This window comes from Flintibacter porci, assembly GCF_041925195.1.
GTDB lineage: Bacteria > Bacillota > Clostridia > Oscillospirales > Oscillospiraceae > Lawsonibacter > Lawsonibacter porci.
Genome location: NZ_JBHEVB010000004.1, coordinates 210,741 through 224,238, shown reverse-complemented (window position 1 = coordinate 224,238; position 13,498 = coordinate 210,741). Strand labels below are relative to the sequence as shown.

Below are 13,498 nucleotides of genomic sequence, written 5' to 3'. Positions count from 1 at the left end.
TAAATCTGTCCTGCACAGCGTTGTAAAATGTAAATGAAGTTTCATTGCTGCTCCGCATGAACATAAAAGCGGGAGCGCCCCCGTAGGAGCGCCCCCTTTAGAAAGGAAGAGGAACTATTTAATTCCAGAAATCCACCTTTTCCTTCAGGCCGATGGAAGAGGCCTTGAACTCCGGATTCTTGCCGGACTTCTTTTGCTGAATGTAGTCGTCGAGGCAGCGCAGGGCGGGCTTGAGGAGCAGGACGATTACAGGCACATTGATGAGAGCCATCAGCCCCATGAGCACGTCGGCAGTATCCCAAACCACGGTGAGCTGCATGGTGGCGCCCAGGCACACCACCACGGTGGCGATGGCCCGCTGGACGTACACGGCGGTGCGGGAGGGAGCCTGGTTGAAGAGGTAGGACAGGCCGGTCTCTGCATAGTAGAAGTTGCCCAGCAGGGTGGTGAAGGCGAAGAGGAACAGGGCCACGGTGATGAAAATTACGCCGAACTGACCCAGAGTTCCGGCCATGGCCTGCTGCACGAAGGGCATGCCGGCGGCCTCCGCGGTGGGATCCACGCCGGAGCACAGCAGCAGCATAGCGGTAGCGGTGCAGACCACGATGGTGTCGATGAACACGGACAGAACCTGGACCAGGCCCTGCTTGGCGGGGTGGGACACGCCGGCGGAACCGGCGGCGCAGGCGGCGGCGCCGATGCCGGCCTCGTTTGAGAACAGGCCACGCTTGATGCCCTGCATCAGAGCGGAACCCACAAAGCCGCCGAAGATGGCCTGGAAGTTAAAGGCGTTGTGGAAGATGCTGGCAAACACGGCGGGGATGAGGGAGATGTGGGTAAAGACCACAAAGAGGGTGACGGCCAGGTACAGCACGCCCATCACAGGCACCAGCACGGCGGTGATGTTGGCGATCTGCTTGCCGCCGCCGCTGATGCACACCAGGAACACCACGGCCAGCACGATGCCCACGATCCAGGGGGTGAGGGTGGGATCATAGAAGCTGTAAGCCTTCAGGGAGTCGGCAATGTTGAAGGAGGCCACCAGGTTAAAGCCCACCATGTAGGTGAGGATCATCACCACGGCGAAGAGAACGCCCAGCCAGCGCTGCTTGAGAGCCTGCTCGATGTAGTAGGCGGGGCCGCCGTAGCAGCTGCCGTCCTTGGCACGCTTCTTATAAATCTGAGCCAAAGTACCTTCCACAAAGGCGGTGGCGCTGCCCAGCAGGGCGGTGACCCACATCCAGAACACCGCGCCGGTGCCGCCCAGGCAGATGGCGGTGGAGATGCCGGCGATGTTGCCGGTACCCACGCGGGAGGCGGTGGAGACCATCAGGGTCTTGAAGGCGGAGATGCTGTTCTGGTCCTCGCTGGGCTGCATGACGATGCGGATAGATTCGGGCAGGAACCGGAACTGGACGAACTTGGTGCGTACGGTAAAGTAGATGCCGCCAGCCACCAGCAGGACAATGAGAATGTAGGTATAGAGATAGTTGCTGATGCTGCCGATGAAACCGCTGTATGCGGCTGCGATGGTCTCTAACATGTCGAGGTACCTCCTGTTTGTTTAGTCTGTTTGGCTGTCCGTGTCAAAGATGTGCAGATGCAGCTGCTGGGACAGATGGCGCAGCACACGCTCTCCGGCCACGCTGTTGCCCTTGCCGTCCAGGGCAGGACCGAAGATGCCGATGCCCATTCGCCGGTCCACCACCGACAGGATGCCGCCGCCAACGCCGCTCTTGGAGGGGATGCCCACCTGGACGGCAAAGGTGCCCGAGCCGTCGTACATTCCGCAGGTGAGCATGATGGTCTTGACAACCCGGACGGTGTCGGGGGAGAGCAGGCGCTCTCCGGTAGCAGGGCAGATGCCGCCGCCGGCCAGCAGCAGGCCAAGTCCTGCCAGACTCTCCGCCGTCACGCTCAGAGAGCACATGCGTACGTAAAAGTCCAGTGTGCGTTCCACATCGCTGCGGATGACACCCTTGTTCTCCAGCAGGTAGGCGATGGCACGGTTGCGGGAGATATTGGACATCTCCGAGTGGTAGACCTTTTCGTCCAGAACGATCTCCGGGTCCATACACAGCTTTCGGGTAAAGGCCAGCATTTTGTCAAAGGAGATCTTGGGCTCCAGGTAGCTGTCCACAGCGATGGCTCCGGCGTTGATCATGGGATTGCTGGGGGAGCTGCCCGCCGCCTCCAGCTTGCCCATGGCGTTGAAGGCGTCCCCGGAGGGCTCCATGCCCACTTGAGCAAATACGGTCTCAAAGCCGCACAGCTCCAGGGCGGCGGCCAGGCTGATGACCTTGGAGATACTCTGGATGCTGAAGCGTACCTTGGTGTCGCCGGCGGAGAACCGCCCGCCGTCCGCGGTAAAGACGCAGGCACCCAGCTGGTGCTTGTCCACCTTGCTCAGCTCCGGAATGTACGATGCAGTCTGTCCCAGTTCCGCCGCAGGCCTGGCCGCGGCCACTGCCTGGGCAAGTACGGTCTGGATCATGGTGTTTTCCTCCTTGATGTTGACGCGTTGGCTTTCTGGGCTCAAGCATAGCAGGGACAGGCGCGTTTGTATAATACGAAACTGTTTTGGCGGATATAAATAAAACGGATAGCGGAGACCGCTATCCGTTTGGTTAATTTAGTCTGGCTTTTACATTTTCAATAAATTCCTGGGTGATGTCCGACAGCGGTTCCCCCTCCATTTTCACATAGCCGAACTCGAACATGAAGTCGCAGCCGCTGATGGGGACCGACATGGCCTTGTAGCCGGCATCCTGCATCTCGAAGTCGTGGATGCCGATGCTGTAAAAGTCGCTCACAGAAATCAGGCGCATGAGAGACTGCCGGTTGGAGAGGTAGATCACCTTGGAATTGTTGCTCTCCATGCCCTGGAGCTGCGTTTCAAACAGGTTGTGGGCCAGGTCGTCATACTGGCCAAGGTATCGGATCATGCCGTAGGGAGCCAGGGCCTGCAGGGTAATGGGCTTGTGCTGGCGCACCAGGGGGTGGTTTTTGGAGATGACGATGTGGGGCTCAACATAGGCCAGACTGCGGTAGACCATCCGCTGGGAGGAGAGCAGCTTTTCCATCTCCCGGCGGCGCTTGCTGTCAAAGTGAAATACCCCCACTGTGGCCCGGCCGGAGAGTACGTCGTCGATGACCTCCTCGGCGTTGCCCTCGTAGAGCCGGTGGGAGAAGGAGGGCTGGTCCTGGTGGTTGAGGACCACTTCGATAAAGCTCTCCATTACATGAGAAAACTTGGTCATAGACACGGAAAGATGGTTAAATTCCGCGGTTTTTATGCTGGGTCGCCGCAGACAGTTCATCTCCTCCAGCACCCGGGCGGCATGCTTTAAAAATTCCTCCCCCTCGGGCGTGAGGGTGACCCCCTGGTTGCTGCGGTTGAGCAGAAGATAGCCCATCTCGTTTTCCAGGTCATGGATGATCTTGCCCAGATGGGGCTGGGAAATAAACAGCGCCTGGGCCGCTTTGTTGATGGAGCCCAGCTGGGCCACCTTAATAAAGCACTCCAGATGCTTTAAATTGATATTGTACGGCATCTCGGTCTGACCCCCTTTAAAAAAGGATGACTTATGTTTTATCAGCGAAATTATATCACTTTCCAACAAAGAACTCCAGGTGCTCGCTATTGCTATTTGTGATAAGCGTCATTTCTGTGGGTTATTTCCCCCGGGAAAAGAATTGCGTTCTGCATCCAAAAACTGCATGGCGATATAGAGCATCGCGGCGTCTCTGGGGCGGCGCAGGTCGTAGCCGGTATACTGGGCCAGCTTGCCCATGCGGTAGCGGAAGGTGTTTTTGTGTACGTGGATGCTCTGGGCGGCCCGCTCCACATTGCCCTCACAGCGGAAATAGAGGACCAGACACTCCAGCAGCTCCTCCCGCTCGTCCTCCGGGACCGTTTCAAAAATGGCCCGGCACACATCCGCTTTCACCTTGGGCTCCAGATTCTGCAGCACAAAATCCAGGGAGATGCCGCTGTACTCCAGAATCGCATGATTTTTTGCCGCTGCCCGGGCGGCGATCTTGGCCTCGTTATAGCAGCGGCGGATATCCTCCGCGCCCCGAGACAGGGAGCTCAGCCCGCCGCTGAGGGTGACCTCATAAAAGCTCTCCGCTGCCTGCTGAAACTGTTTGAGTACCTCCAGGGCCTTCTGCTCGGGACCAAACACCAGCAGCAGACGGCGGTTGACCACGGCGCACAGGGTTTGCTCCCCCTGGACATAACGCTGGGCCATCTGCAGAAGCCGCCCGCCGTGAAGCTCCGGAGGCTGGGCGGTGCCGTGGGGCTCATACTCCAGAATGGCGATGCGCTTGGGCTCCCGGATGTCGATGTCCAGCAGCGCGCCCCGCTCGGCAAAGGCGGACCAGTCCAGGTCCTGGGCGAAGAGCCACTCCTCCAAAAACAGGCTCCGGGCCTGCTCCACCAGCAGGCTCTGCTCCTGCTGGCGCATGGTGGTCAGCAGGATCTCGGTCATTTTCTTCACAATGGCACCGAAATCCCGCACCGCATCGGGAGGACCGGTGATGCCGATGACCCCCTCGCAGTTTCCGTCTACATAGATGGGCAGGTTTACCCCCTGCTGAGCGCCCGGTCCCTCCTCTCCGGCGGCCACCTCCAGCACCGGAAGCTGCTGCTCCAGGATCTCCTTGGCGATGGTGTGCAGCTGACCGATCCGCTTGGGGTCAGTGCTGGCCAGAATGGTGCCCGTGCGGTCCATGATGTTCACATCCCGGCCGATGGTCTCCTTGATTTCCTCTACGATCCGCATTCCGTTTTCTTTGGTCAGGAACATGGCATTCGCCCCCGTGATTTGTATTTTATATAAAAATTTTAGCTTACTTTTGGCCCAAATACAAGTGCAGATTTGCTATATTGAGGACAACCAAACCGTATCAATACGAAGGAGGAATTCTTATGAAAATCGTAGTTCTGGATGGCTATACCGAGAACCCCGGCGATCTGAGCTGGGACGAGCTGGCCAAGCTGGGCGATGTGACCGTCTATGACCGTACCTCCTATGTGGAGGACCCCATCATTGCCGAGCGCATCGGCGAAGCCGAGGTGGTCATCACCAACAAGACCCCCATCTCCAAAGAAACCATTGACAAGTGCCCCAACATGAAGCTCATCGCTTTCCTGGCTACCGGCTACAACGTGGCCGACTACAACTACGCCAAGGAGAAGGGCGTGCTGGTGTGCAACGTGCCCACTTACGGCACCGCCTGCGTGGGTCAGTACGCCATCGCTCTGCTGCTGGAGGTGTGCCACCACATCGGCCACCACGATAAGACCGTCCACGAGGGCAAGTGGGCCAATCACATCGACTGGTGCTACTGGGATTACCCCCTCATCGAGCTGGACGGTAAGACTGCCGGTATCATCGGCTTTGGCCGCATCGGCCAGACCACCGGCCGCATTGCCAAGGCTCTGGGCATGAAGGTGCTGGCCTATGACCTGTACCCCAACGACTCTGGCAAGGCCATTGCCGAGTACGTGGATCTGGACACTCTGCTGGCCCAGTCCGACGTGGTCTTCCTGCACTGCAACCTCACTGCCGACAACGAGAAGATGATCAACAAGGCCAACATCGCCAAGATGAAGGACGGCGCCATTCTCATCAACAACTCCCGCGGTCAGCTCATTGACGAGCAGGACGTCACCGACGCTCTGAAGTCCGGCAAGCTGGGCGCCGCCGGCCTGGACGTGGTATACACCGAGCCCATCAAGGCGGACAATCCCCTACTCACCGCCCCCAACTGCATCATCACGCCCCACATGTCCTGGGGTGCCAAGGAAGCCCGCCAGCGTATCATGGATATCACCGTGGACAACGTGAAGGCCTACATCAATGGCAGCCCCATCAACGTGGTGAATAAATAAGCCAGTTTGTTTTCTCTTCCTACGGTACGCCCCCTGAGCCATTCGGCTCAGGGGGCGTACTGCGTTTGTCTAGGTTTGCATCTGGATATGACAGCAGCCCCATTGCAGTGCCGTTCTGCAATGGGGCTGCCGTCATGTTTTACTGGAAAGACCAAAGTGTCACTGGAAGTTGCGGATCTGGATGCCCTCAGCTTCAAACTCCTTGCGGATGCGCTCCACAAAGGCCAGAGCCTTGGCACCGTCGCCATGGACGCACAGGGTGTCGCCCTGGATAGCGACTTCCTTGCCGGTGATGGCGGTTACCTTGTGCTCCTTGATCATCTTGATGCAGCGCTCCACCGCCAGGTCCTCATCGGTGATCATGGAGCCGGGCTGCTTGCGGGGGACCAGGGACAGGTCCTCCATGTAGGCGCGGTCAGCGAAGATCTCAGCCGCGGTCTTCAGGCCGATCTTCTGAGCCTCCTGGCCCAGAACAGCGCCGGCGCAGTAGAAGATGCGGATGGAGGGGTCGATCTCATATACCGCCTCACAGATGGCGCGGGAGACCTCCCGGTCATACTGGCACAGGTTGCCCAGCGCGCCGTGGGGAGCCACATGCTGCAGCTTCAGGCCATAGCTCTGGGTGAAGGCCATCAGAGCGCCGATCTGATACTTCATGTAGTTTTTGACCTCGTCGGTGGACAGGACCATCTTCCGGCGGCCAAAGCCCATCAGATCGGGATAGCCGGGGTGAGCGCCCACGGCCACGCCCCGCTCCTTGGCCATGCGGACCACCTTATCCATGACCATGGGGTCGCCGGCGTGGTAGCCGCAGGCTACGTTGGTGGAGGTGATGTGCTGGATGATGCCCTCGTCGTTTCCGATGCGGTAAGCGCCGAAGCTTTCGCCCATGTCGCTGTTCAAATCGATGGTATACATGAAACGCACCTCTTTCTGTTACTGGGAGACCACCTGGATGGAGGTCTCATAGACTTTTCCGTTGACGGTAATGCGGTAACGGCGCACAGGACCAGGCAGGGTAGTCGCGGGGGAAACGGGAGACTGGTGAGCCTGGACCGAAGGCTGGGCCTGGGGCGCCGGAGCATTCAGATTTTGATCCAAGGTGTTGAGCCGCTGCTGCATCTCCCGCCACAGCTGGTGGGCCTGGGGGACGGTGACCGACTGGAAGCGGATGACGTCGCCGGGGCGGCACTGGCCGATGACGGGCAGGTCGGCGGTGATGACGGTGGCGATCTTGGTGTAGCCGCCCACCGTCTGGCGCTCAGCCAGCATGATAATAGGCAGGCCCGAGGTGGGCACCTGGATGGCGCCGGTGACCATGCCGTCGGAGATGATGTTGCCGTCCACCTTATGCTCGATGACCGGGCCGTCCAGACGGCAGCCCATGCGGTCAAAGTCGTTGGTCACATGGTAGGGCTGGCCCAGGAAGGTTTCGATGCCTTTGGGGGTGAAGGCGTCGTCCTGGGGACCGAGAATGACCCGCAGGACCCGCTCGTTTCCGGCGGGCATGGGGTGGTCGGTGCGGCGGGATTCCATGCGGGGCAGGGTTGTCTTGGGAGCCAGGAAGGAGATCTCATCCCCCTTGGCCAGCTTGCGGCCCTCCAGGCCGCCTACCTTATTCTGCACACCGGTGGCCCGGCTGCCCATCACCTCGGGGACGTCCAGTCCGCCGGCAAAGGCCACGTAGGTCCGGCAGCCGGTGCGGGCGGCCCGCAGCTTCAGCACCGAACCCGCCTTTACCAGAACCGCCTGGTTCATGGGCAGGGGCTTCTCGTCTAGCAGGGGCATCATATCCCCGCCGGTAACGGCGATGATGTTGTCCTGAGTAAAACGCAGGGTGGGACCCAGCATGGTAGCCTCCAGAGCGCTGAGATCTCTGGAATTGCCCACCAGAATATTGGCGATCTGGAAGAACTCCAGATCCATAGGGCCGGAGGGGGAGACGCCGAACTGCTCATAGCCGTACCGGCCTTTATCCTGAATGGTGGTCAGGACTCCGGGATTTTCTACTACGATGCCCATGTTCAGCCCTCCTTTTCATAGGTCTTGGGCTGGTAGCAGCCAAGCTCTACCTGCCGCTTGATATCCATGAATTCCGCCTTATCCACCGGGACATGGCGGATCCACTGGCCCGCCTTGAGCAGGAAGGGGTTCTTCTTGCGGTAGTCACAGGCCAGAATGGGAGTGGTGCCGATGATGTTCCAGCCGCAGGGCTGGTCGAAGGGGATGATGTCGCTCAGGCCCAGCTGCACCACGATGCTGCCGCCGGGAATGCGTACCCGGGGGGTCTCACGCCGCTTGAAGGAGAAGGGGTTCTCGAAGCGGGCGGTGTAGGGGTGGCCGGGCGCAAAGCCCAGCATATACACATAATAATCGCTCTGACTGTGGATGCGGATGATCTCTTCCTCGGTCTTGCCCTCGATGCGGGCGATCTCCTCCAGATCCAGGGCATATTCGCCTTCGTAGAGGACAGGGATCTCGGTGACAATGGACTTGGGGAGGCTGGACAGATCCAGGTGCTTGACGCCCTGGTCAATGGCCTGCTTCAACTGGTCCAGATCTGCGGTGAGAGGGTCATAATGGATGACCAGGGAACGGTAGGTGGGGATGAGTTCTCCGATCCCGGGGAGCCGCCGCTCCTCCAGAGCACGCTTCAGGGCCACCACCTTCCGGTTGACCTCCATGCTGATCTCATTTTCAAATTCCACCAACAGGGCCTGATCGCCCACGTCATGTAAGGTATACATAAAGGTTCCTCCACTTGTCCGGCCGGTCCATGGTTATGGACCGGCCGGATGGATTTATAGGTGCAGAATGACAGGGCGGCAAAGGATCAGCTGTTGTAGATCTCCTTGTCGAACTCCTTCTCGCTGGTGGAGACGATCACGGTGGTAGCCGCGTCGCCCACTACGTTCAGGGTGGTCAGGACCATCTCGCAGGGCTTGTTCATGGCAAGCACCAGAGAGTAGATGAGGGTACAAAGCTCGGTGTTGAAGCCGGCGCCGGTGAGAACCGCGTACAGCATAACAGAACCGGCGGCGGGGATCGCGGGGGTGCCCATAGAGGCGGCGATGGCCAGCAGGGTCATGGTCAGGTAGTTCATGGGGGTGACTTCCAGACCGGCGCAGGTAGCGATGAAGGCGGCGCCGATGATGTGCATGATGGCGGTGCCGTTCATGTTGATGGTCATGCCCACGGGCAGTACGAAGTCGGTGATCTCCTCAGAGCAGCCCAGCTCCTTTACACAGGTCTCGCGGTTGAGGGGCAGGGCGGGGGCAGAGGCGGCAGCGCCGAAGGCGATGATGGCCACCTTGACCATCTTCTTCATAAAGATGAAGGGGTTGCAGCGGGTGGCGGCACCAATGGCGATGGGATAGGCCACCAGCAGATAGATGATCAGGGTGATGATGGTGACGAGGATGTAAGAGAAGATGTTGCTGACTTGGTCGATACCGTAGATGGCGAAGGTGCGAGTGATCATGCAGAACACAGAGAAGGGGCTGCACACGATGATCAGGAAGTCCAGGAACTTCTGCACGATCTGGCTGCACTCGTCGCAGAAGGTCTTGAAGACCGTGATCTTGTCGCCCATGGCGGCGATGCTCACGCCGATGATGACGGAGCAGGTGATGACCGCCAGCATCTTGTTGTTGTTGCCCAGGGCGGAGATCATATTATCGGGCACCGCGTTGACGATGGTGACCAGGATGTTGCTGGTCTCGGCCTCGGTGACGTCGGCGGCCAGATTTTCCACCACGAACTCACGGTACAGGCCCATATTGATGACCAGCTCAGAGATCACAGCGGCGAAGAAGCAGGCCACCAGGTAGAACAGAACGAAGGTGATAATGGTCTTGCCGGCGATGCGGCCCAGCTTTCTCATGTCGTTCATGCCGCACACGGACATGATGATGGAGAAAAAGACCATGGGCACGATGGCCAGCTTCAGTGCGTTGGTAAATACGGTTTGAACAATGTAGAACAGGCCGATGGCGTTGCGCCCCTCGCTGACCGTGATGTCCTGGAAAAAGATCTTATTCAGGATATCCCACATGGCCGGGGACATGGAGGGTTTTAATAAGGAGATGACAATACCCACTATAACACCCAGAATGAGGGCTGTCACCATGCGCTTGACAAAGCTTTTCCGTTTCTTCTCAACCATGATTTCAACTCCCGTATACAACAATTATCAATTATCTCGTATCCCGCTCTTTATGGGATGCGCAAGAGTTGGTTTGGCAGCTATGTTTTGGGTCACCGGTGTCGACAGGAGAAATCCTATCTTAATTGCCCAAAAAACAACGGCCTCACCGTCTGAATTAAGGATAACATCTCCAAAGTTTTTCGACAAATAAATATTCCAAACGTCTTTTATTTATTTTCTTAATATTTAAACGGCGATATCCAGCGCAAAAGCCCGCAGAGTGTGCTCTGACGGGCTTTTATTGTATTTCTAAATAATTCTTATCACAAATATTCATTTTACAAATATAATTTCTGTGCGCTATAATGAGCCCACAAGCAAGAGAACAAGAAAAACTGATGGATCATACAAAAATCAACCTGGATATACAGGAAAGGAGAATCGGTATGTTTGAAACTGCTAAGCGTATGGAGATGCTCCCGTTTTCCGGCATCCGTGTCATGATGGAGAAGGCCACCCAGATGCAGAAGAAGGGTGAGGACGTCATTCATATGGAGATCGGCCGCCCCGACTTCGATACCCCCCAGGTCATTAAGGATGCCGCCTATGACAGCATCCGCCGGGGCAACGTGTTCTATACCTCTAACTATGGTACCCCTGAGCTGCGCAAGGCCATCGCCGAAAAGCTCAAGCGGGACAACAACGTGGACTACACCGCCGACGAGATCCTGGTGACCATCGGCGTGGGCGAGGGCACCTACGCCGCGGTAGCCGCCTTCCTTAACCCCGGCGACCAGGTTCTGGTTCCCGATCCCGTGTGGCTCAACTACATCCACGTGCCCAACTTCTTCGGCGCTGTTCCTGTCAGCTACAAGCTGCGGGAAGAGAACGACTTCCAGATCGACCTCAAGAAGCTGGAGAGCCTCATCACCGATAAGACCCGCATGCTGGTCATCAACACCCCCGGCAACCCCACCGGTGTGGTGCAGTCCTATGAGACCCTGAAGGGCCTGGCCGACATCGCCATCCGCCACGACCTGATCGTGGTCTCCGATGAGATCTATGAGAAGCTGGTCTACGGCGGCGAGAAGCACATCAGCATCGCCTCTCTGCCCGGCATGAAGGAGCGCACCATCACCCTCAACGGCTTCTCCAAGTGCTACTCCATGACCGGCTGGCGTCTGGGCTATGCCGCCGCTCCCGTGGACTTCATCAAGGCTATGGTCCGCGTCCACCAGTACATCAACACCTGCGCCGCTTCCTTTGTCCAGGAGGCCGGTATCACCGCTCTGGAAAAGGCTGAGCCCGACGTGCAGGAGATGGTGAAGGAGTATGCCCGCCGCAGAGACTACATGGTCTCCGCCATCAACAGCATGGACGGCGTGAGCTGCAAGACCCCCGGCGGCGCCTTCTATGTCTTTATGAACATCAAGTCCTTCGGCATGTCCTCCGCCGACATGGCCAACTACCTGCTGGAGGAGGCCAAGATCGCCACCGTGCCCGGCTCCGCCTTCGGTTCTCAGGGCGAGGGCTACGTCCGCTTCTCCTACGCCTGCAGCTATGAGCGCATCGTGGAGGGCATGGAGCGCATGCGCAAGGCTCTGGCCAAGCTGCCCAAGAAGGCTTAAAAACGCTGCCAGGTCTGGCCGATGTGCAGATCGAATTTCAGATTCTGCAGATATTGAGCCAGGTTTCGTTCAAAATAGTCCAGCGCTTTTTCCGTGGTGATCAGAGGATTGCGGTGCTTGATCTTGTAGCAGCAGCGGTTGGGGGGAGGATTCTCCAGCCGGCTGACATACAGGGCGTGGCTGCCGTAGAGCTCATGGATCACCGATTCCGGGGCGATCATCCAGTACTGTTCTCTGGGGTTCCACATTTTGGAGATCACCGTAATGGTGTCGGCGGACAGACAGGGGCGGGAATAACTGGTCAGCCACTGGTCGTGCCAGATCTGATAGGGATCGTCCCACTTTAAAAACAACTCTTTGGCGGGGTCAAGCTCCTCGGTGTGGACCAGGGGCTTCTCCACCGCCGGGTTGGAGGACTGGACCAGGTACATCTGCTCCTCAAAGACACACTCACAGAGAATGTTTTTGTAGTAGAGCTGATAGTACACAAAGGCCAGGTCGATGTCGTGGGCGTCCAGGATGCTGTACAGCTCCGAGGACTGATGGGTGCGGATGTTGAGATCCAGCACCGTCCCACTGTGGATGAGCTGCCGGTAAAAGGGCGCCAGTAGGGCCACGTTCACACTGTCGGTGCAGCCGATGGTGAGCAGTGTCCGCTCCCGCCGCCCCTGAAGCAGGCGGGTCTCCTTCCACAGAGACATCATCCGCTCCGCAATGGGAATAAAGTCGGCCCCCTCTGGGGTGAGCTCGATCTGTTTAAATCCCTTGCTGCGGAGAATCAGCGAGCAGTTCAGTTCCTTTTCCAGCAGCTTAAGCCGGTGGCTTACCGTAGGCTGGGAGAGAAAGAGAGCATCCGCTGTTTTGGAAATGCTCTTGGTACTGACAATGGAGAGAAACATCTCGATATCGGCCAGATCCATACAAACGCCTCCTTGGCACCCGGAAATGAGAGCGTAAAAAGTTACTGACAGTTTACCACACAATCCGCGGTTATTTCAATCGCTTTAAATCATTGTATTGAAAGAAGGATCTTATCATGGCAGTTGGATGCAGAATTAAAAAGAATATCGTTCGTCCCGATCGCAGCCTGGTGGAGGCTTTCCGCGGCATTCCCGTGGCCAACATCGACGACTGCATGAACCGTCTCTCCGCCGTTCAGGCTGAGCTTTGCCCCATGAACTCCTCTCCCCTGCTGGGCACCGCCTTTACCGTAAAGTGCCCCGCCGGTGATAACCTCATGTTCCACAAGGCCCTGGATCTGGCCCAGCCCGGCGACGTGCTGGTCATCGCTGCCGGCGGCAGCATGAGCCGCGCCCTGTGCGGTGAGATCATGGCCACCTATGCCCGCAGCCGCGGCATCGCCGGTTTCATCATCGACGGCTGTGTCCGTGACCGGGACGAGCTGGCTCAGTTCACCGACTTCCCTGTCTATGCCAAGGGCGTTATCCCCAACGGCCCCTATAAGAACGGCCCCGGCGAAATCAACTTCCCCGTCAGCGTGGGCGGCCAGGTCATCTGCCCGGGCGACATCCTGGTGGGCGACGGCGACAGCATCCTGGTGATCAAGCCTGAGGACGCGGAAGAGCTGGCCAAGGCCGCCAAGGCGGTCAAGGTCAAGGAGGAGGGCCAGCTGGAGGGCATCAAGACCGGCAAGGGCTTCCCCCGTCCCTTCGTGGACCAGATCCTGGAGCAGATCGGCGTAGAGTACGTGGACTGATTCCCCTCTCATCAACCATATACCCCCGGCGGCGAAGGACCGGCTTTATGCCGGCCCTTCGCCGCGTTTTTCAAGAATATATATAACAGCACCCCTGTGGGATGACC

The 13,498-nt window shown here is 58.1% G+C and carries 12 protein-coding genes; 3 read left to right on the top strand and 9 right to left on the bottom strand.

Annotated features, from left to right (window positions below; all coding sequences use genetic code 11):
• Positions 1–118: 118 nt before the first annotated feature.
• The 4 genes from ACEVJL_RS06085 to ACEVJL_RS06070 all read right to left on the bottom strand — a co-directional run bounded on the left by ACEVJL_RS06085 (position 119) and on the right by ACEVJL_RS06070 (position 4,811).
• Complete coding sequence (locus tag ACEVJL_RS06085) at positions 119–1,543, bottom strand: alanine/glycine:cation symporter family protein (RefSeq protein ID WP_235398723.1); 1,425 nt, start codon at positions 1,541–1,543, stop codon at positions 119–121.
• A 21-nt stretch (positions 1,544–1,564) separates the two neighbouring features.
• Positions 1,565–2,494 carry a glutaminase A gene (gene glsA / locus ACEVJL_RS06080; RefSeq protein WP_110441473.1) on the bottom strand — a complete coding sequence of 310 codons (930 nt, stop codon included), beginning with the start codon at positions 2,492–2,494 and terminating at the stop codon, positions 1,565–1,567.
• A gap of 133 nt (positions 2,495–2,627) precedes the next feature.
• On the bottom strand, positions 2,628–3,554 hold the full coding sequence (locus ACEVJL_RS06075; RefSeq protein WP_020989407.1) for a LysR family transcriptional regulator: 927 nt from the start codon (positions 3,552–3,554) through the stop codon (positions 2,628–2,630).
• A gap of 108 nt (positions 3,555–3,662) precedes the next feature.
• Entirely contained in the window at positions 3,663–4,811 is a 1,149-nt protein-coding gene (locus tag ACEVJL_RS06070; protein WP_374737200.1) for a CdaR family transcriptional regulator, read from the bottom strand.
• 122 nt (positions 4,812–4,933) lie between these two features.
• On the opposite strand from ACEVJL_RS06070, the gene ACEVJL_RS06065 reads away from it, so the two are divergent.
• Positions 4,934–5,899: a D-2-hydroxyacid dehydrogenase gene (locus tag ACEVJL_RS06065; protein WP_374737199.1), complete on the top strand. Its 966-nt coding sequence runs from the start codon at positions 4,934–4,936 to the stop codon at positions 5,897–5,899.
• Positions 5,900–6,058: 159 nt separating this feature from the next.
• Here ACEVJL_RS06065 and ACEVJL_RS06060 read toward each other — a convergent pair whose 3' ends face one another.
• From ACEVJL_RS06060 to ACEVJL_RS06045, 4 genes are all read right to left on the bottom strand, one after another.
• Positions 6,059–6,817 (bottom strand): LamB/YcsF family protein, encoded by a 759-nt coding sequence (locus ACEVJL_RS06060; protein ID WP_020989405.1) that lies wholly within the window; start codon positions 6,815–6,817, stop codon positions 6,059–6,061.
• Positions 6,818–6,835: 18 nt separating this feature from the next.
• Positions 6,836–7,921: a 5-oxoprolinase subunit C family protein gene (locus ACEVJL_RS06055; protein ID WP_374737198.1), complete on the bottom strand. Its 1,086-nt coding sequence runs from the start codon at positions 7,919–7,921 to the stop codon at positions 6,836–6,838.
• Positions 7,922–7,923: 2 nt separating this feature from the next.
• Positions 7,924–8,646, bottom strand: a complete 723-nt coding sequence (pxpB, locus tag ACEVJL_RS06050; protein ID WP_235398728.1) for a 5-oxoprolinase subunit PxpB — start codon at positions 8,644–8,646, stop codon at positions 7,924–7,926.
• 86 nt (positions 8,647–8,732) lie between these two features.
• Positions 8,733–10,064, bottom strand: a complete 1,332-nt coding sequence (locus ACEVJL_RS06045; RefSeq protein ID WP_374737197.1) for a dicarboxylate/amino acid:cation symporter — start codon at positions 10,062–10,064, stop codon at positions 8,733–8,735.
• A 428-nt stretch (positions 10,065–10,492) separates the two neighbouring features.
• Between ACEVJL_RS06045 and ACEVJL_RS06040 the strand changes: the two genes are divergently transcribed.
• Positions 10,493–11,674, top strand: coding sequence for a pyridoxal phosphate-dependent aminotransferase (locus tag ACEVJL_RS06040; RefSeq protein ID WP_374737196.1), 1,182 nt, complete (start codon positions 10,493–10,495; stop codon positions 11,672–11,674).
• On the opposite strand, the gene ACEVJL_RS06035 is transcribed toward ACEVJL_RS06040, so the two are convergent.
• Positions 11,671–12,594: a LysR family transcriptional regulator gene (locus ACEVJL_RS06035; RefSeq protein WP_008982141.1), complete on the bottom strand. Its 924-nt coding sequence runs from the start codon at positions 12,592–12,594 to the stop codon at positions 11,671–11,673. The two genes, ACEVJL_RS06040 and ACEVJL_RS06035, sit on opposite strands and share 4 nt — an antisense overlap.
• 116 nt (positions 12,595–12,710) lie before the next feature.
• On the opposite strand from ACEVJL_RS06035, the gene ACEVJL_RS06030 reads away from it, so the two are divergent.
• Positions 12,711–13,391, top strand: coding sequence for an RraA family protein (locus ACEVJL_RS06030; RefSeq protein ID WP_008982140.1), 681 nt, complete (start codon positions 12,711–12,713; stop codon positions 13,389–13,391).
• Positions 13,392–13,498 lie beyond the last annotated feature (107 nt).

Bases quoted from the DNA above. Each gene is read 5' to 3' on its own strand.
- ACEVJL_RS06085 (WP_235398723.1), bottom strand. From the start codon at position 1,543: ATGTTAGAGACCATCGCAGCCGCATACAGCGGTTTCATCGGCAGCATC.
- glsA (WP_110441473.1), bottom strand. From the start codon at position 2,494: ATGATCCAGACCGTACTTGCCCAGGCAGTGGCCGCGGCCAGGCCTGCG.
- ACEVJL_RS06075 (WP_020989407.1), bottom strand. From the start codon at position 3,554: ATGCCGTACAATATCAATTTAAAGCATCTGGAGTGCTTTATTAAGGTG.
- ACEVJL_RS06070 (WP_374737200.1), bottom strand. From the start codon at position 4,811: ATGTTCCTGACCAAAGAAAACGGAATGCGGATCGTAGAGGAAATCAAG.
- ACEVJL_RS06065 (WP_374737199.1), top strand. From the start codon at position 4,934: ATGAAAATCGTAGTTCTGGATGGCTATACCGAGAACCCCGGCGATCTG.
- ACEVJL_RS06060 (WP_020989405.1), bottom strand. From the start codon at position 6,817: ATGTATACCATCGATTTGAACAGCGACATGGGCGAAAGCTTCGGCGCT.
- ACEVJL_RS06055 (WP_374737198.1), bottom strand. From the start codon at position 7,921: ATGGGCATCGTAGTAGAAAATCCCGGAGTCCTGACCACCATTCAGGAT.
- pxpB (WP_235398728.1), bottom strand. From the start codon at position 8,646: ATGTATACCTTACATGACGTGGGCGATCAGGCCCTGTTGGTGGAATTT.
- ACEVJL_RS06045 (WP_374737197.1), bottom strand. From the start codon at position 10,064: ATGGTTGAGAAGAAACGGAAAAGCTTTGTCAAGCGCATGGTGACAGCC.
- ACEVJL_RS06040 (WP_374737196.1), top strand. From the start codon at position 10,493: ATGTTTGAAACTGCTAAGCGTATGGAGATGCTCCCGTTTTCCGGCATC.
- ACEVJL_RS06035 (WP_008982141.1), bottom strand. From the start codon at position 12,594: ATGGATCTGGCCGATATCGAGATGTTTCTCTCCATTGTCAGTACCAAG.
- ACEVJL_RS06030 (WP_008982140.1), top strand. From the start codon at position 12,711: ATGGCAGTTGGATGCAGAATTAAAAAGAATATCGTTCGTCCCGATCGC.